The organism is Pseudomonas algeriensis (assembly GCF_048847255.1).
GTDB lineage: Bacteria > Pseudomonadota > Gammaproteobacteria > Pseudomonadales > Pseudomonadaceae > Aquipseudomonas.
The window spans coordinates 81,322-97,363 of sequence record NZ_JBKKRK010000016.1; the positions used below are offsets into that span (position 1 = coordinate 81,322).

A 16,042-nucleotide genomic window follows, 5' to 3' on the forward strand; every position below is an offset into this window, starting at 1 on the left:
CTTACTCAATGTTCTGCACTTGTTCGCGCATTTGCTCGATCAACACCTTGAGGTTGACCGCCGCCTGCGTGCTGCGCGGGTCGAAGGCTTTGGAGCCCAGTGTATTGGCTTCGCGGTTGAGCTCCTGCATCAGGAAGTCGAGGCGGCGACCGGCCGCACCGCCGGATTTGAGCACCCGGCGAACTTCGATGATGTGGGTGCTCAGGCGATCCAGTTCTTCGGCCACGTCGCTTTTTTGCGCGAGCATGACCATTTCCTGTTCCAGGCGCTGCGGGTCCAGCTCGGCCTGCATGTCGGCGAAGCGGTCGAGGACTTTCTGGCGTTGGGTGGCGAGCATTTGCGGGACCAGTTCGCGCAGGGTGACGACATCTTCTTCAATAGAGGTCAGGCGCTCGTTGATCAGACGGGCCAGCTCCGCGCCTTCACGCTCGCGACCCGCCTTGAGTTCCTTCAGCCCTTGAGTGAAGAGTGCCAGCGCCTCGGCATTCAGCGCTTGGGGATCGCTCGCATCGCCGACCAGTACGCCTGGCCAGGCCAGTATTTCCAGCGGATTGAGGGCGGCGGGGTTCTTGATCAAGCCGGCGACGGTTTCTGCGGCCGCGACCAGTTGCGCAGCGCGTTCGCGATCGACCTGCAGCGTCTTGCCACTGCTTTCTTCGGTGAAGCGCAGGGTGCATTCCAACTTGCCCCGGGACAAGCCCTGGCGCAGCGCTTCGCGCACGCTGCCTTCCAGGTCGCGGAAGGATTCGGGCAGGCGCAGATGCGGCTCCAGGTAGCGGCTGTTGACCGAGCGCAATTCCCAGCTCAGCGTGCCTTGGGCGCCGGCCTTTTCGACTCGGGCGAAGGCGGTCATGCTGTGCACCATGGGGATTCCTCGCAATGCAAGCCGGCCACAATCGGTCGTCGTGGGGCCTGGGGTCTGTGGGTTGATGCTGAAGGACAGCAAAGGCGCAGGATTGTAGCGCAGTGCGACGCAAGCGCCCAAACAGCTCCGGTAACAAAGCGCTGCAGCCCGTCGGCCGGGGCTTTGAGCGCGTTCGTCCGTCGCGTTGGATTTTTAGACCTGCCTTATGGCAGCGCACGGCTTTATAATGCCCAGCAGTTTTCCGTCCCCTGTACAGGTGTTCCCTATGAAACGTCCAAGTGGTCGCGTTGCCGATCAGCTTCGCTCGATCCGCATTACCCGCAACTACACCAAACACGCCGAGGGATCTGTACTGGTCGAATTCGGTGATACCAAGGTCATCTGCACCGTCAGCGTCGAAAACGGCGTGCCTCGCTTCCTGAAGGGCCAGGGGCAAGGCTGGTTGACCGCCGAATACGGCATGCTGCCGCGCGCCACCGGCGAGCGGAACCAGCGCGAGGCCAGCCGTGGCAAGCAGGGCGGCCGGACCCTGGAGATCCAGCGATTGATCGGCCGTTCCCTGCGCGCTGCGCTGGACATGTCCAAGCTTGGTGATGTGACGCTGTATGTCGATTGCGATGTGATCCAGGCTGACGGCGGCACCCGCACCGCTTCCATCACCGGCGCGATGGTTGCGTTGGTCGACGCCTTGAAAGTGATCAAGAAACGCGGTGGCCTCAAGGGCGGTGACCCGCTCAAGCAAATGATCGCCGCGGTGTCGGTGGGCATGTACCAGGGCGAGCCGGTGCTGGACCTGGACTACCTCGAAGACTCCGCCGCCGAAACCGACCTGAACGTGGTCATGACCAGCGCTGGCGGCTTCATCGAAGTCCAGGGCACTGCCGAAGGCGCGCCGTTCCAGCCGCAAGAGTTGAACGCTATGCTGGAGCTGGCGAAGAAAGGCATGACCGAAATCTTCGAATTGCAAAAGGCCGCGTTGGCCGACTGATTGTTGTGCGCTTCAGACAAGGAGAATGTCATGAGTGATGAGCAAGTCCTGTTGCCCCAACCGAGCAAAGAAGCGCGGCAATGGGCAATGTTTTGTCACCTGTCTGCACTGTTGGGAATTTTCATTCCGTTCGGTTCGCTGATCGGGCCGCTGGTCATCTGGCAGCTCAAGCGTGAATCCGACCCGTTCATCGATGCCCAGGGCAAGGAAGCGCTGAACTTCCAAATCACTGTGGCGATCGCTGCGGCGATCAGCTTGCTGCTGATGATCGTGGTGATCGGTTTCTTCCTGTTTGGCCTGGTCGCCATCGGTGCGCTGGTGCTGACCATTATTGGCGGTGTGAAAGCCAATGAGGGGCAGCCGTACCGATATCCCTTTACCTGGCGGTTGGTTAAATAGCGAACAGCGCCGCGATATAAAAATGCCCCGGTTATCGGGGCATTTTTATTAGGGGTGCGAAACTTGGTGTTTCTATAAAAACAATCGGAAAAGTCTGATAACGCTTCGTAGAAATGGATTCTTGCTTGATGTGATTCCATCACTGATGGAAGTATCGAAACAAGAAGTTAAGAACTCAGAGGTTGATGTCACAAAACCGTTCATTGCAACAGCCGTCGTGTCCAGCTGCGCATGGTCTCTTGTATAGGTATATTGCCGCTCTTAAACTTTTAGTCACAACTGAGCGATGCTCGCGTGGCCCATATGCTTGGCATCGATAGTCTTCGGTTGATAGAGTCGCTCCAAGCAATATTCTCCGTGAAATATTTCGATATATTCAAGCCATTGAAGGCGTTTGAATTAAAGACCAATCAGTGTTGAGCATTCAACCTGCTCAAGTGGCGTGTCCAGGTAAAAAGTTCGCCCTTGAATAGATACAGAAAAGATGGATATTCATGTTTCAGCTCGATTTCTACGGCACGCTTGTCGCCGCCTCCCTGGTACTTTTACTGGGACGTGGGCTTGTGGGCCGTGTTGGTTTTCTGCGTGTCTACAATATCCCCGAGCCTGTAGCAGGCGGGCTGGTAGTGGCTTTGGTTCTTTTGGCTTTGCGCGCACTTGATATTGAAGTCCGGTTTGATACTTCGTTGCAAACGCCATTGATGCTGGCTTTTTTCGCCACGATCGGCCTGAGTGCGGATTTCGCCAGCCTGAGAAGAGGCGGGCGCGTGGTGGGGATTTTCCTGTTGGCGGTGACCGGCTTGCTGGTGGTCCAGAACGCCATGGGCATCGGGCTGGCAAAAGCGCTGGGGCTCGACCCCTTGATGGGATTGCTGACCGGCTCGATTAGCTTGGCGGGCGGCCATGGAACAGGCGCAGCGTGGGGAACGGTGTTCAGTGAGAAATACGGCCTGGCTTCCGCTTCCGAACTCGCGATGGCTTCTGCGACGTTTGGCTTGGTGTTGGGCGGTTTGATCGGTGGTCCGGTTGCTCGCCTGCTCATCAAGCGTGTCCAAGTGCCCGGTTGCCTTGAGTCGCAAAAGCCTCGCGCGCCCAAGGGGTTCGAGCAGCCGAACGAAGAACGCTCGATCACGCCGTTCTCGTTCATCGAGACACTTGCTCTTATCGCTGTCAGCCTGTTGGCTGGCACGCTCCTGAACGGGCAGCTCCACGGTACCGCATTCGAGTTGCCGACGTTCGTTTGCGTCCTGTTCGTGGGGGTAATCTTGCGCAACGGTCTTTCGGCGCTTGGCTTGTATCAGGTTTTCGAGCGTGAAGTGTCTGTGCTTGGCAACGTCAGCTTGTCGCTGTTCCTGGCGATCGCACTCATGTCGCTCAAGTTGTGGGACCTGGCGTCACTGGCCTTGCCAATCTTCATCATTTTGGCAGTCCAGACGTTGATCATGGCTTTGTTTGCGATTTTCGTGACGTTCAGGCTGATGGGTAGCCACTACGACGCCGCGGTCCTGGCGGCAGGGCATTGCGGTTTCGGGCTGGGGGCTACGCCGACGGCGATTGCCAACATGCAGGCCGTGACCCAGCGCTACGGACCCTCGCAGATAGCGTTTCTGGTGGTACCCATGGTGGGAGCGTTCTTCATCGATATCGTCAACGTCATCGTCATCAAGCTGTACCTTGCCCTGCCGTTATTTGCTGCGGCTTGAAGCCTGAAGCGGATACATGCTCCAAAAAAATACCCGTATCTCGCGATACGGGTATTTTTTATGACCGGTCGGCCTGAAGCAGCTCGTCCATACGCTTAGATCGTCAGCGTCCAATCGTAGTCCACGATCAGCGGCGCGTGCTGCGAGAACCGTGGCTGGCGCGGCAGGCGGGCGCTGCGTACGAAGCGGCGCAGCCCAGGCGTCAGCAACTGGTAGTCGAAACGCCAGCCGAGATTGAGCATCTCGGCCTGCTCGTTGTCCGGCCACCAGCTGTACTGGTCGCCTTCGCGGCTGACTTCACGCAGGGCGTCGACATAGCCCATGTTGCCAATGATCTCGTCCATCCAGGCCCGTTCCGGCGCCAGGAAACCAGGAGATTGCTGGCTGTCGCGCCAGTTCTTGATATCCAGCTTCTGTTGCGCCACGTACAGCGAGCCACAATAAATGTACTCGCGACGTTTGCGCCGCTGTTTATCAAGGTAACGGGCGAAGTCGTCCATCAACTTGAATTTCTGATTCAAATCTTCATCGCCGTTCTGCCCCGAAGGGAGCAGTAAGGTCGCGATGCTGACCTTGTCGAAATCGGCTTGCAGGTAGCGCCCGTAGCGGTCCGCCGTCTCGAAACCGAGACCGTTGATGACAGCCTTCGGTTGCAGCCGCGAGTACAAAGCCACGCCACCCTGGGCGGGGACTTCAGCATCGCAGGCATAAAGGAAGTAACCATCCAGTTGGAAGGCTGCATCGTCCAGTTCAAAGGCGGAGGCGCGGGTGTCCTGCAGGCAGATGACGTCGGCATTCTGTGCTTGCAGCCAACTGAGCAAACCACGCTCCACTGCAGCCTGAATACCATTGACGTTCACACTGATGATCCGCATAAATGGCCCCAAAAATCACGTGCGTGTATGATACACGCCGTGTACCTATTTAGCTAAATCCGCGGTATTTGAGGCTTTTTTTCATGCAGGCGTATCAGCGCGATTTCATTCGCTTTGCCATCGATCGCGGTGTTCTGCGCTTCGGTGAGTTCACCCTCAAGTCCGGGCGCACCAGTCCGTACTTCTTCAACGCCGGCCTGTTCAACAGCGGCACCGCCCTGGCGCAGTTGGGTCGGTTCTATGCCGCGGCCATCGTCGAGAGCGGCATCCCGTTCGACGTATTGTTCGGGCCCGCCTACAAAGGCATTCCCCTGGCCGCCACCACCGCCGTCGCCCTGGCCGAACACCATGGCCGCGACCTGCCCTGGTGCTTCAACCGCAAGGAAGCCAAGGCCCATGGCGAGGGCGGTAGCCTTGTCGGCGCGCCGCTGACCGGCGATGTGCTTATCATCGATGACGTCATCACCGCCGGCACCGCCATTCGCGAAGTGATGCAGATCATCGCCTCGCAAGAAGGCGCCAAGGCCGCCGGCGTGCTGATCGCCCTGAACCGCCAGGAGCGCGGCAATGGTGAGCTTTCGGCAATTCAGGAAGTTGAGCGCGACTTCGGCATCCCGGTGATCAGCATTGTCTCGCTGAACCAGGTGCTGGAATTCTTGGCCGATGATCCGCAGCTCAAGCAGCATCTGCCGGCGGTTGAGGCTTATCGGGCGCAGTTTGGCGTTTGAAATCGCTCTTGATTTGATCTTGTGGCGAGGGAGCTTGCTCCCGCTGGGTCGCGCAGCGGCCCCAATATTTTTGCGATCGCTGCGCAATCGAGCGGGAGCGAGCTCCCTCGCCACACAAGCATCATCTGGAGCGTGGTGTAAAAAAAGACCCCGCTCAACCAGGTTGAGCGGGGTCTTTTTTTTGCAGGTATCGCTTAAGGACGCTTGCGATTGCTGATCAACGTACCCACGCCGGTATCGGTGAAGATCTCCAGCAGGATCGCATTCGGCACGCGACCGTCGATGATCAACGAACTTCCCACACCGCCCTGTACCGCTTCCAGCGCGCAACGAATCTTCGGCAGCATGCCGCCGTAGATGGTGCCGTCGGCGATCAAGTCGTCGACTTGCTGGGTCGACAAGCCGGTCAGGACCTTGCCGGTCTTGTCCATCAGGCCGGCAATGTTAGTGAGCAGCATCAGCTTCTCGGCCTTCAGCGCCTCGGCGACCTTGCCGGCCACCAGGTCGGCGTTGATGTTGTACGACTCACCGTTGGCACCCACGCCGATTGGCGCGATGACCGGGATGAAGTCGCCCTTGACCAGCAAATTCAGCAGGTCGGTGTTGATGCCGACCACTTCGCCCACCTGGCCGATGTCGATGATTTCCGGCTGGGTCATCTCCGGGGTCTGGCGCGTAACGGTGAGCTTCTTCGCGCGGATCAGCTCGGCGTCCTTGCCGGTCAGGCCGATGGCGCTGCCGCCGTGACGGTTGATCAGGTTGACGATGTCCTTGTTGACCTGGCCGCCGAGCACCATTTCCACTACATCCATGGTCTGTGCGTCAGTGACGCGCATGCCGTCGATGAAATGGCTCTCGATGGAGAGGCGCTTGAGCAGGTCGCCGATCTGCGGGCCACCACCGTGCACCACCACCGGGTTGATGCCCACGGCCTTCATCAGCACGATGTCGCGGGCAAAGCCGGTTTTCAGCTCCTCGCTTTCCATCGCGTTGCCGCCGTACTTGATCACCAGGGTCTTGCCGACATAGCGTCGGATATAAGGCAACGCTTCGGACAGGACCTTGGCGGTGTTGGCGGCGGCTTCGCGTTCGAGGGTCATTCAGGGCTCCGGTGGTGATTCAAAAATCAGAACGGTAGTTGGAGATCGGGTGCAACACGTTTGAGTTGGGTGTGGAACACATCCTTGATGCGCTGCAGTTCGGCCTCGTTGTCGGCCTCGAAGCGCAGCACCAGCACCGGCGTGGTGTTGGAGGCGCGAACCAGGCCCCAGCCTTGTGGGTAGTCGACCCGCACACCGTCGATGGTGGTCAGTTCGGCGCCTTCGCCCCACTGGGCATCGTGCAGTGCATCAATGATGCTGAATTTGCTCTCTTCGGTCACATGGATATTGATTTCCGGCGTAGAAATATCGTTCGGGAAGGTTGCGAACAGTTCTTCCGCAGTGGATGTTTCCTTGCTCAGAATCTCCAGCAGGCGTGCCGCGCTGTAGATGCCGTCATCAAAACCGAACCAACGCTCCTTGAAGAAAATGTGGCCGCTCATTTCGCCGGCCAGCAGGGCACCGCTCTGTTTCATTTTCTTTTTGATCAACGAATGGCCGGTTTTCCACATCAGTGGACGGCCGCCGTATTCCTTGATCAGCGGCACCAGGCGACGGGTGCATTTCACGTCGAAGATGATTTCCGCATCGGGGTTGCGTGCCACGACGTCCTTGGCGAACAGCATCAGCAGGCGGTCCGGGAACACGACGCTACCGGTCTCGGTCACCACGCCCACGCGGTCGCCGTCGCCGTCGAAGGCCAGGCCCAGGTCGGCATTGGTTTCCTTGACTTTGGCGATCAGGTCTTGCAGGTTTTCCAGCTTGCCCGGGTCCGGGTGGTGGTTCGGGAAGTTGCCGTCGACTTCGCAGAACAGCGGGATAACTTCGCAGTTCAGGGCTTCGATCAGTTGGGGGGCGATTACGCCAGCCGCGCCGTTGCCGCAATCGACCACCACTTTCAGGCGGCGAGCGAGCTTCACGTCCTTGACGATCTCATCGTTGTAGCGCGGGAGAATGTCGACCTTGGTCACGCTGCCCTGGCCGCTGCTCAAGTCATTGGTCTTGAGGCGGGTGTGCAGGGCCTGGATCTGCTCGTTGGCGAGGGTGTCGCCGGCGATGACGATCTTGAAGCCGTTGTAGTTCGACGGGTTGTGGCTGCCGGTGAGCATCACGCCGGATTTACCAGCCAGCACGTTGGCGGCGTAGTACAGCGCCGGTGTTGGCACCAGGCCGACGTCGCTGACATGGCAACCACTGTCGGCAATGCCCTTGATCAATTGCTCGACCAGTTCCGGGCCGGACAAACGACCATCGCGGCCGACGTTCACGTTCGGTTCGCCCTGGGCCAGGCTCTGGGAACCAATGGCGCGGCCAATCCAGTAAGCGGTTTCAGCCGTCAGGGTTTCCGGCACGACGCCACGGATGTCGTAGGCGCGGAAGATACTGTCAGGAAAGATCGGGGCGATTGCGGCTGGGGTGTTCATGGGCGGGCGCTCTATCAGGAAAGTGACTGGACACGCCGACAGGGGCGTCGGCAGGCTCAAGCTGAAGGGTATGACGGCGTTTTTGGCAGAGAGTTCGCGGTGGGAGCGTGCCATGAGACAGCGGTATCCCGGTCTGAACCGTCTAAAACCTTGATTCCCGGTGGGAAACCTTGTCGCCAGCCGTTGCGCATTTTTCGTCCTGAAACAGAAGCTTAATAAAGCAGCCAGGCAAGGTGCCCGGCTGCAACGCAGTATCAATGACTGCCGGAATGCCCGAAGCCGCCGGCGCCACGTTGGCTTTCGTCGAATTCCTGGACCAGTTCGAAGTGGGCCTGGACCACTGGCACCAGCACAAGCTGAGCGATGCGTTCGCCCACTGCGATGTTGAAAGCGGTCTGGCCACGGTTCCAGCAGGACACCATCAGTTCGCCCTGGTAGTCCGAATCGATCAGGCCGACCAGGTTGCCCAGCACGATGCCGTGCTTATGGCCCAGGCCCGAGCGTGGCAGGATCAGCGCGGCAAGGCCCGGGTCACCGATATAGACCGACAGGCCGGTCGGAATCAGCAGGGTCTGGCCCGGCTCCAGGACGGTGTCCTGCTTGAGCATGGCCCGCAGGTCGAGGCCGGCGGAGCCCGGTGTGGCGTACTGCGGCAATGGAAATTCGTTGCCGATGCGTGGGTCGAGGATCTTGGCTTGTAGAGCGTGCATTGAGATTAAACCTGGTTCAGCCGTTCGGCGATGAAAGTGATCAGTTGGCGGGCGATCTTGCCCTTGCTGGTCTGGGCGAAAAGCGTGGCGTGCAACTGGCGGTCGATCACGCTGCAGGCGTTTTCCTCGCTGTTGAACCCAATGCTCGGGTTGGCGACGTCGTTGGCGACGATCAGGTCCAGATTCTTGTCCTTGAGCTTGCGCGCGGCGTAATCGAGGAGGTGTTCGGTCTCGGCGGCGAAACCCACGCTGAACGGTCGGTCGGGGCGGGTGGCGATGGTGGCGAGGATATCGGGATTGCGCACCATTTGCAGGAGCAGGCCGTCGCCGCTCGTAGGGTCTTTCTTCAATTTTTGCGGGGCGACGACTTCAGGCCGGTAGTCCGCCACTGCCGCCGAGGCGATGAACAGGTCGCAAGGGATGGCCGCTTCGCAGGCCGCGAGCATGTCCCGGGCGCTGACGACGTCGATACGGGTCACCCGGTCTGGGGTCGGCAGGTGCACGGGGCCGGTAATCAGCGTCACCCGGGCGCCAGCCTCTACGGCGGCTTCGGCCAGGGCGAAGCCCATTTTTCCTGAGCTGTGGTTGGTGATGTAGCGCACCGGGTCGATGTTTTCCTGGGTCGGCCCGGCGGTGATCAATACGTGCTTGCCCGTCAGGGCTTCGCGCTTGAAGCAGTCGGCGGCGCATTGGGCCAGGTCGGTGGCTTCTAGCATGCGGCCCATCCCGACATCGCCGCAGGCCTGGCTGCCGGAAGCTGGACCGAAGACTTTCAAGTTGCGACTTTCAAGCAGTTCCAGATTGGCCTGGGTGGCCGGGTCGCGCCACATGGCCTGGTTCATGGCCGGTGCCACGGCGACCACCGCGTCGGTGGCGAGCACCAGGGTGGTCAACAGGTCATTGGCGATGCCCTGGGCCAGGCGGGCGATGAGGTCGGCCGTGGCCGGGGCGATCAACACCAGGTCGGCCCACTTGGCCAGTTCGATATGGCCCATGGCGGCTTCAGCCGCCGGGTCGAGCAGATCCAGGTGGACCGGGTGGCCGGACAGGGCCTGCATGGTCAGCGGCGTGATGAATTCACTGCCGCCACGGGTCATGACGACCCGCACTTCCGCGCCCTGGTCGATAAGCCTGCGAACCAGCTCGGCGCTCTTGTAGGCGGCAATGCCGCCGCCGACGCCCAGAACGATGCGTTTCCGATACAGCCGCTGCATAGGCCTGCCTTTCGATTTCAGTGGTCAGCGCAGAGCGAAACCCTTGGCGTGAGCTGCCTGGGTGAAAATCGCCTGCAAAAAAGATGGGCTAAGATATCACAGCGTCCGCTATGGAACAGCGGCGCCCACTATCAGGGAGATGCCATGAGTATTCGGGATTGGCCCGTGGCCGAGCGGCCGCGGGAAAGGTTACTGGCGTCGGGAGCGGAGAGTCTTTCGGACGCCGAGTTGCTGGCGATTTTCTTGCGCACGGGGGTGGCGGGCAGAAGCGCGGTGGATCTGGCGCGACACCTATTGAGTCAATTTGGCTGCCTGCGCGCGCTGCTTGAAGCGGACCAGGTTACGTTCAGCAGTCAGATGGGCCTGGGCCCGGCGAAATTCGCACAGTTACGGGCAGTTCTCGAAATGGGCCGGCGACATCTGGCAGAGCGGATGCGGCAAAAATCAATGCTTGAGGATCCGCAGGCTGTTCGTGACTATCTGAAGTCAATGCTGCGCCACGAGCCTCATGAGGTTTTTGGTTGTCTGTTCCTTGATTCACGGCACCAGGTGCTGGCGTTTGAAGCACTGTTTCGCGGCTCGATCGCCACGGCCACCGTTCACCCTCGGCAAGTGGTCAAGCGGGCCCTGGCCCACAATTGCGCTGCCGTGATCCTGTGCCACAACCACCCCTCCGGCAACACCGAGCCCAGCCAGGCCGACCGAATGCTCACCGAGCGGCTTCAGGAGGCGCTGGAGCTGATCGATGTGCGGGTGCTCGATCATTTCATCGTTGGCGATGGGGAGCCACTGTCCATGGCGGAGTATGGGTGGATGTAGGTTCGATCTGACGAACAAGACCCTTTGTGGGAGCGAGCTTGCTCGCGATAGCGGTTGCTCAGTCAGCATTGATGTGTCTGATGCGCGGCTATCGCGAGCAAGCTCGCTCCCACAGGGGGGCTGTGGGGCTGGGGTTACTTGAGACTGACCTTGGAGTAATCCTGGCGCCCAAACGGGCTCACCGCATACCCCTGCACATCCTTGCGGGTCAATGCGAAGGCGGTCGGGTGCGCTAACGGCAGCCAAAGGGCCTGCTGCTGGATCTGAGCCTGTGCCTGTTCGTAGAGCTTGGTGCGGACACCTTGCTCGCCAGTGGTCTTGCCGGCACTGATCAGCTTGTCCAGGTCCGGGTTGCAATAACGGGCGAAGTTGGTGCCGGACTTGACCGCCGCGCAGGAAAATTGCGGCGTGAGGAAATTGTCCGGATCGCCGTTATCACCGGCCCAGCCCATGAACAGCAGGTCATGCTCGCCAGCCTTGGCGCGGCGGATCAGCTCGCCCCATTCGATCACGCGGATTTCCGCCTGGATGCCGATTTCCGCCAGGTCCGATTGCAGCAGTTGGGCGCCAAGGCTCGGGTTGGGGTTGAGCAGACTGCCGGAAGGGCGAGTCCAGATGGTGGTCTTGAAGCCCTCCTTCAAACCGGCCTTGGCCAGCAGGTCCCGAGCCTTGGCCGGATCATGGGCATAGCCGGGCAGGTTTTTGGCGTAGCTCCAGGTGTTTGGGGGGTAAGGACCGTTGGCCGCTTCGGCGGTGCCTTCGAAAACGGTCTTGAGGTAGCTGGGCTTGTCAAACGCGAGATTGATAGCCTGACGGACTTCAGGTTTGTCCAAGGGGGGATGCTGGCTATTAATCGCCAGGAAGGCGGTCATGAAGGCGTCAGTCTGTTCCACTTTCAACGTAGGCTCTTGCTTGGCGGCCTGTACGTCCAACGGCTTGGGCGACAACGCGATCTGGCATTCATTGCGCCGCAGTTTCTGCAGGCGAACATTGGCGTCCGGGGTAATGGCGAAAATCAGGGGGTCGACCTGAGGCTTGCCGCCAAAGTATTCGCTGTTGGCCTTGTAGCGGATCGAGGCGTCTTTCTGGAAACGGCTGAAAATGAACGGGCCGGTGCCAATGGGCTGGCTGTTGAGTTGTTCCGGCTTGCCGGCTTTCAGCAACTGGTCTGCGTATTCGGCTGAATAGATTGACGCAAAGCCCATGCTCAGCGTCGCCAGGAAGGTCGAGTCGGCATGGTCCAGTGTGAATCGCACCGTTAGCGGGTCCAGGGCGTCGATTTTTGTGATCAGCGACGGCAATTGCATGGATTGAGCGTGTGGGAAGCCACTCTGCGCCACTTTATGCCAAGGGTTGGCCGGATCCAGCATGCGGTCGAAGCTGAACTTGACGTCTTCGGCGGTCAAGTCGCGGTGCGGTGTGAAATAGTCGGTGTGGTGGAACTTGACCCGTGGATGCAGCTTGAACACATAGGTCAGGCCATCGGGCGACACTTCCCAGCTGTCGGCCAGGCTCGGGACCACTTTCCCGCTGGCCGTATCGAAGTCCACCAGGCGGTTCATCAGCACGTCGGCCGAAGCATTGGTGGTGGTCAACGAGTTGTATTGAACGACATCGAACCCTTCCGGGCTGGCCTCGGTACATACGCTCAGGGCGGCGGCCTGGACCAGCGGGCTGATCAGCAGAGGGGCGAGCATCAGTGGTAGGGCAGCGAGGCGCATGATTTGATTTCCTGTGCAGGTCGGAGGCCCATCTGCGAGTGCAGTCTGGAAAAGGTCTACCCTAGTGGGCTCGCCTGCAAATGACTATCCCCATTTTGCATTTTCCGGCACTCTTTCCTGCGCTTCGCAGGAGGTGCCCTGGGTTGGAACCCGGCATCGATTGAAAAAAACCTGCGCGTCGCGACGAGCGGTAAGGCCATCGCCGGCCCTTGCCCCAGCCGCCCGGGGCTGCCGATTGATGATTTCCCACGAAGACAAATCACACCGGCTGTTGTTGTGCTGGGGTCTTTCTGGTATAAAGCAGCGCTCTTTTCTAGGGGCCCGGTTCCTTCACTGTAGGTGTAGCCGGTAAGACCCTTAAAGAAACGCGGCGCCTGGCGCCAAATGACTGAGAGATTAAGCGGCCAACCCATGCCGGGTTGGGCATGTGGTTTTAGAGGGCTGAGGCATGTCGAGAGTCTGTCAAGTTACCGGTAAGGGTCCGGTGACTGGGAATAACATTTCCCACGCAAACAACAAAACCCGTCGTCGTTTCCTGCCGAACCTGCAGCATCACCGCTTCTGGGTTGAAGAAGAGAAACGTTTTGTACGTCTGCGCGTATCTGCCAAGGGCATGCGCATCATCGACAAGCGTGGCATCAGTGTCGTGCTGGCCGAACTTCGTCGCGATGGCAAGGTTTAAGGGAGCTAATCATGCGTGAATTGATTCGTTTGATCTCGAGCGCCGGTACTGGTCACTTCTACACTACCGACAAGAACAAGCGTACTACCCCGGACAAAATCGAGATCAAGAAATATGATCCGGTTGTTCGCAAGCACGTGATCTACAAGGAAGGCAAAATCAAGTAATTGATTTTTCCTTCTTTACGAAAAAGGCCCGTATCGCGAGATACGGGCCTTTTTTGTTACCGGTGTCTTGTCTGTCAGGGCGCCATCGCGAGCAAGCCCAGACTGCACAAAACCCTCAGGCCTTCTGCTCGAACACCACATAAATCTTGCGGCAAGGCTCCAGCACTTCCCAGGTGCCCTTGAACCCGGCCGGAATCACGAAGCGATCGCCCGCCCGAAGTGTCTTGGCATTGCCTTCGGCATCCCGCAGCACCGATACGCCCTGAACGATTTCGCAGTATTCGTGTTCCGTATAGTTGACCGTCCACTGGCCGACCGCACCTTCCCAGACCCCGGCATTCATCTGGCCGCATGGGCTGTTGTAATGATTGAACACCGCCTGTTCAGGATCACCCTTGAGTATTTTGGTGGGGTCCGGGCGATAGCGTTCGGGGGTAGTGTTGGCCTGGCTGAAATCGACGATGTCCTGAATATGCATGCAAGTGATCCCCGGAGATAGCGTGGAAGGCCTCGAGTCTATGTTTATTAAAACGAACATCGCAAGGCCGTTTGCCAGCGTTATGTCAAATATATTGAAACATTAGCAGCGGCTGGTTTAGGGTGGCGGATGTTCCGTGCCGATAACAGCGCCAAAAACGGGCTGGCCGGGCAGAATTCTTGAGCGCTGCGGGTGCCGCGGCGTTCCTACCCAATAAGAGGAGGACACTCGCATGACCACCCTGACTCGTGCCGACTGGGAACAGCGTGCCCGCGACCTGAAGATCGAAGGCCGCGCTTTCATCAACGGCGAATACACCGATGCGGTGTCCGGCGAAACCTTCGATTGCCTCAGCCCGGTCGATGGCCGCCTGCTGGGCAAGGTCGCCAGCTGTGACGTGGCCGATGCCCAGCGCGCCGTCGAAAATGCTCGCGCCACGTTCGATTCCGGCGTCTGGTCGCGCCTGGCGCCGAGCAAGCGCAAAGCCGCCATGATTCGCTTCGCCGGGCTGCTCAAGCAGAACGCCGAGGAGCTGGCCCTGCTGGAAACCCTGGACATGGGCAAGCCGATCAGCGATTCGCTGAATATCGACGTGCCCGGGGCCGCCCAGGCGCTGAGCTGGAGCGGTGAAGCCATCGACAAAATCTACGACGAAGTGGCCGCGACGCCCCACGATCAGTTAGGCCTGGTGACCCGCGAACCCGTCGGCGTGGTCGGCGCCATCGTGCCGTGGAACTTCCCGCTGATGATGGCTTGCTGGAAGCTCGGCCCTGCGTTGTCCACCGGTAACTCCGTGGTGCTGAAACCATCGGAAAAATCCCCGCTGACCGCGATCCGTATCGCCGCCCTGGCAATTGAGGCGGGTATTCCCAAAGGTGTGCTGAACGTTCTGCCGGGCTACGGCCATACCGTTGGCAAGGCGCTGGCCTTGCACATGGATGTCGATACGCTGGTATTCACCGGCTCGACTCGGATCGCCAAGCAACTGATGGTCTATTCCGGAGAGTCCAACATGAAGCGCGTCTGGCTGGAAGCCGGCGGCAAGAGCCCGAACATCGTGTTTGCCGATGCCCCGGACCTGCAAGCCGCCGCCGAATCCGCCGCCAGTGCCATTGCCTTCAACCAGGGCGAAGTCTGCACCGCCGGCTCGCGCCTGCTGGTGGAGCGTTCCATCAAGGACACCTTCCTGCCGCTGGTGATCGAGGCCCTCAAGGGCTGGAAGCCTGGCAACCCGCTGGACCCGGCCACCAATGTCGGTGCCCTGGTCGATACCCAGCAGATGAATACCGTGTTGTCCTACATCGAGGCCGGTCACAGCGACGGCGCCACGCTGGTGGCGGGCGGCAAGCGGATCCTCGAAGAGACCGGCGGCACTTACGTTGAACCGACGATCTTCGATGGCGTGAGCAACGCAATGAAGATCGCCCAGGAAGAAATCTTCGGCCCGGTATTGTCCGTCATCGCCTTCGACAGCGCCGAAGAAGCCATCCAGATCGCCAACGACACGCCATACGGCTTGGCTGCCGCGGTGTGGACCAAGGACATCTCCAAGGCCCACCTGACCGCCAAGGCGCTGCGCGCCGGCAGCGTCTGGGTCAACCAGTACGACGGCGGTGACATGACCGCGCCGTTCGGTGGCTTCAAGCAGTCCGGTAACGGCCGGGACAAGTCGTTGCATGCGTTCGACAAATACACCGAGCTGAAGGCGACCTGGATCAAGCTCTGATGAAATGACGGCTCCGGATCCGGTTCGGGCCCTCAAGTAGCGCTAGTCCCCTGTGGGAGCGAGCTTGCTCGCGATCAGCGGTATGACAGTCGACGACATCGTTGAATGTCGCGCCGCCATCGCGAGCAAGCTCGCTCCCACAGGTTTTTCTGGCGTTCAGAAATCATCATTCCAGCCCAGCCACAGTGGCGAGGGAGCTTGCTCCCGCTGGGTTGCGAAGCGGCCCCAGCTTTTACGACTGCTTCGCAGCCGAGCGGGAGCAAGCTCCCTCGCCACGGGGTAGCGTCGTCGCTGATCGCTGATATTCCGCGTTCTGTGACCTCTGTGTGGGAGCGAGCTCGCGATAGCGGTGTGACAGTCGGCAAATATGATGAATGTATGACCGCCATCGCGAGCAAGCTCGCTCCCGCATTGGTTTTGAGTGATTGCTACAGGAGCAGGGA

At 59.8% G+C, this 16,042-nt stretch carries 15 protein-coding genes and 1 pseudogene; 8 read left to right on the plus strand and 8 right to left on the minus strand.

The annotated features are described in order from the left end of the window. Position 1: 1 nt before the first annotated feature. Complete coding sequence (locus ACLK1G_RS20925) at positions 2-865, minus strand: YicC/YloC family endoribonuclease (RefSeq protein WP_420767156.1); 864 nt, start codon at positions 863-865, stop codon at positions 2-4. Between the two features lie 265 nt (positions 866-1,130). Here ACLK1G_RS20925 and rph point away from each other — a divergent pair, with 265 nt between their 5' ends. The 3 genes from rph to gltS all read left to right on the plus strand — a co-directional run bounded on the left by rph (position 1,131) and on the right by gltS (position 3,955). Then, on the plus strand, positions 1,131-1,853 hold the full coding sequence (gene rph / locus ACLK1G_RS20930) for a ribonuclease PH (RefSeq protein WP_420767157.1): 723 nt from the start codon (positions 1,131-1,133) through the stop codon (positions 1,851-1,853). 30 nt (positions 1,854-1,883) lie between these two features. After that, complete coding sequence (locus ACLK1G_RS20935) at positions 1,884-2,252, plus strand: DUF4870 domain-containing protein (protein WP_186615200.1); 369 nt, start codon at positions 1,884-1,886, stop codon at positions 2,250-2,252. A 494-nt stretch (positions 2,253-2,746) separates the two neighbouring features. Beyond that, positions 2,747-3,955 carry a sodium/glutamate symporter gene (gene gltS / locus ACLK1G_RS20940; protein WP_420767158.1) on the plus strand — a complete coding sequence of 403 codons (1,209 nt, stop codon included), beginning with the start codon at positions 2,747-2,749 and terminating at the stop codon, positions 3,953-3,955. Positions 3,956-4,050: 95 nt separating this feature from the next. On the opposite strand, the gene crc is transcribed toward gltS, so the two are convergent. Beyond that, the gene (gene crc / locus ACLK1G_RS20945) at positions 4,051-4,830 is read right to left on the minus strand and encodes a catabolite repression control protein Crc (protein WP_013694557.1); all 780 of its coding nucleotides are present in this window, start codon (positions 4,828-4,830) and stop codon (positions 4,051-4,053) included. An 83-nt stretch (positions 4,831-4,913) separates the two neighbouring features. On the opposite strand from crc, the gene pyrE reads away from it, so the two are divergent. Beyond that, positions 4,914-5,558 carry an orotate phosphoribosyltransferase gene (pyrE, locus tag ACLK1G_RS20950; RefSeq protein ID WP_060740059.1) on the plus strand — a complete coding sequence of 215 codons (645 nt, stop codon included), beginning with the start codon at positions 4,914-4,916 and terminating at the stop codon, positions 5,556-5,558. Between the two features lie 194 nt (positions 5,559-5,752). On the opposite strand, the gene argB is transcribed toward pyrE, so the two are convergent. From argB to coaBC, 4 genes and pseudogenes are all read right to left on the minus strand, one after another. Next, positions 5,753-6,658 (minus strand): acetylglutamate kinase, encoded by a 906-nt coding sequence (argB, locus tag ACLK1G_RS20955; RefSeq protein WP_030138216.1) that lies wholly within the window; start codon positions 6,656-6,658, stop codon positions 5,753-5,755. A 26-nt stretch (positions 6,659-6,684) separates the two neighbouring features. Next, a pseudogene (locus ACLK1G_RS20960) lies at positions 6,685-8,100 on the minus strand (phosphomannomutase/phosphoglucomutase); the annotation flags it as partial. Positions 8,101-8,336: 236 nt separating this feature from the next. Continuing rightward, a complete protein-coding gene (dut, locus tag ACLK1G_RS20965) occupies positions 8,337-8,792 on the minus strand; it encodes a dUTP diphosphatase (RefSeq protein ID WP_030138214.1) in 456 nt (151 codons plus the stop codon). Positions 8,793-8,797: 5 nt separating this feature from the next. After that, entirely contained in the window at positions 8,798-10,006 is a 1,209-nt protein-coding gene (gene coaBC, locus ACLK1G_RS20970) for a bifunctional phosphopantothenoylcysteine decarboxylase/phosphopantothenate--cysteine ligase CoaBC (protein ID WP_420767159.1), read from the minus strand. A gap of 144 nt (positions 10,007-10,150) precedes the next feature. Between coaBC and radC the strand changes: the two genes are divergently transcribed. Further along, positions 10,151-10,825: a RadC family protein gene (gene radC / locus ACLK1G_RS20975; protein ID WP_420767176.1), complete on the plus strand. Its 675-nt coding sequence runs from the start codon at positions 10,151-10,153 to the stop codon at positions 10,823-10,825. A gap of 134 nt (positions 10,826-10,959) precedes the next feature. Here radC and ACLK1G_RS20980 read toward each other — a convergent pair whose 3' ends face one another. Continuing rightward, the gene (locus tag ACLK1G_RS20980) at positions 10,960-12,546 is read right to left on the minus strand and encodes an ABC transporter substrate-binding protein (RefSeq protein WP_420767160.1); all 1,587 of its coding nucleotides are present in this window, start codon (positions 12,544-12,546) and stop codon (positions 10,960-10,962) included. 448 nt (positions 12,547-12,994) lie between these two features. On the opposite strand from ACLK1G_RS20980, the gene rpmB reads away from it, so the two are divergent. Together rpmB and rpmG are read left to right on the plus strand one after the other, a co-directional pair. Further along, entirely contained in the window at positions 12,995-13,228 is a 234-nt protein-coding gene (gene rpmB / locus ACLK1G_RS20985; protein ID WP_003177273.1) for a 50S ribosomal protein L28, read from the plus strand. Between the two features lie 11 nt (positions 13,229-13,239). Then, positions 13,240-13,395, plus strand: coding sequence for a 50S ribosomal protein L33 (gene rpmG, locus ACLK1G_RS20990; protein WP_003177274.1), 156 nt, complete (start codon positions 13,240-13,242; stop codon positions 13,393-13,395). A 115-nt stretch (positions 13,396-13,510) separates the two neighbouring features. Here rpmG and ACLK1G_RS20995 read toward each other — a convergent pair whose 3' ends face one another. Then, positions 13,511-13,873, minus strand: coding sequence for a cupin domain-containing protein (locus ACLK1G_RS20995; protein WP_420767161.1), 363 nt, complete (start codon positions 13,871-13,873; stop codon positions 13,511-13,513). 232 nt (positions 13,874-14,105) lie between these two features. Here ACLK1G_RS20995 and ACLK1G_RS21000 point away from each other — a divergent pair, with 232 nt between their 5' ends. Beyond that, on the plus strand, positions 14,106-15,599 hold the full coding sequence (locus ACLK1G_RS21000; RefSeq protein WP_420767162.1) for an aldehyde dehydrogenase: 1,494 nt from the start codon (positions 14,106-14,108) through the stop codon (positions 15,597-15,599). The last annotated feature ends 443 nt before the right edge of the window (positions 15,600-16,042 follow it).

What these genes read in the sequence shown, in the direction of transcription:
- ACLK1G_RS20925 (WP_420767156.1), bottom strand. Translation starts at nt 865, where the DNA reads ATGGTGCACAGCATGACCGCCTTCGCCCGAGTCGAAAAGGCCGGCGCC.
- rph (WP_420767157.1), top strand. Translation starts at nt 1,131, where the DNA reads ATGAAACGTCCAAGTGGTCGCGTTGCCGATCAGCTTCGCTCGATCCGC.
- ACLK1G_RS20935 (WP_186615200.1), top strand. Translation starts at nt 1,884, where the DNA reads ATGAGTGATGAGCAAGTCCTGTTGCCCCAACCGAGCAAAGAAGCGCGG.
- gltS (WP_420767158.1), top strand. Translation starts at nt 2,747, where the DNA reads ATGTTTCAGCTCGATTTCTACGGCACGCTTGTCGCCGCCTCCCTGGTA.
- crc (WP_013694557.1), bottom strand. Translation starts at nt 4,830, where the DNA reads ATGCGGATCATCAGTGTGAACGTCAATGGTATTCAGGCTGCAGTGGAG.
- pyrE (WP_060740059.1), top strand. Translation starts at nt 4,914, where the DNA reads ATGCAGGCGTATCAGCGCGATTTCATTCGCTTTGCCATCGATCGCGGT.
- argB (WP_030138216.1), bottom strand. Translation starts at nt 6,658, where the DNA reads ATGACCCTCGAACGCGAAGCCGCCGCCAACACCGCCAAGGTCCTGTCC.
- dut (WP_030138214.1), bottom strand. Translation starts at nt 8,792, where the DNA reads ATGCACGCTCTACAAGCCAAGATCCTCGACCCACGCATCGGCAACGAA.
- coaBC (WP_420767159.1), bottom strand. Translation starts at nt 10,006, where the DNA reads ATGCAGCGGCTGTATCGGAAACGCATCGTTCTGGGCGTCGGCGGCGGC.
- radC (WP_420767176.1), top strand. Translation starts at nt 10,151, where the DNA reads ATGAGTATTCGGGATTGGCCCGTGGCCGAGCGGCCGCGGGAAAGGTTA.
- ACLK1G_RS20980 (WP_420767160.1), bottom strand. Translation starts at nt 12,546, where the DNA reads ATGCGCCTCGCTGCCCTACCACTGATGCTCGCCCCTCTGCTGATCAGC.
- rpmB (WP_003177273.1), top strand. Translation starts at nt 12,995, where the DNA reads ATGTCGAGAGTCTGTCAAGTTACCGGTAAGGGTCCGGTGACTGGGAAT.
- rpmG (WP_003177274.1), top strand. Translation starts at nt 13,240, where the DNA reads ATGCGTGAATTGATTCGTTTGATCTCGAGCGCCGGTACTGGTCACTTC.
- ACLK1G_RS20995 (WP_420767161.1), bottom strand. Translation starts at nt 13,873, where the DNA reads ATGCATATTCAGGACATCGTCGATTTCAGCCAGGCCAACACTACCCCC.
- ACLK1G_RS21000 (WP_420767162.1), top strand. Translation starts at nt 14,106, where the DNA reads ATGACCACCCTGACTCGTGCCGACTGGGAACAGCGTGCCCGCGACCTG.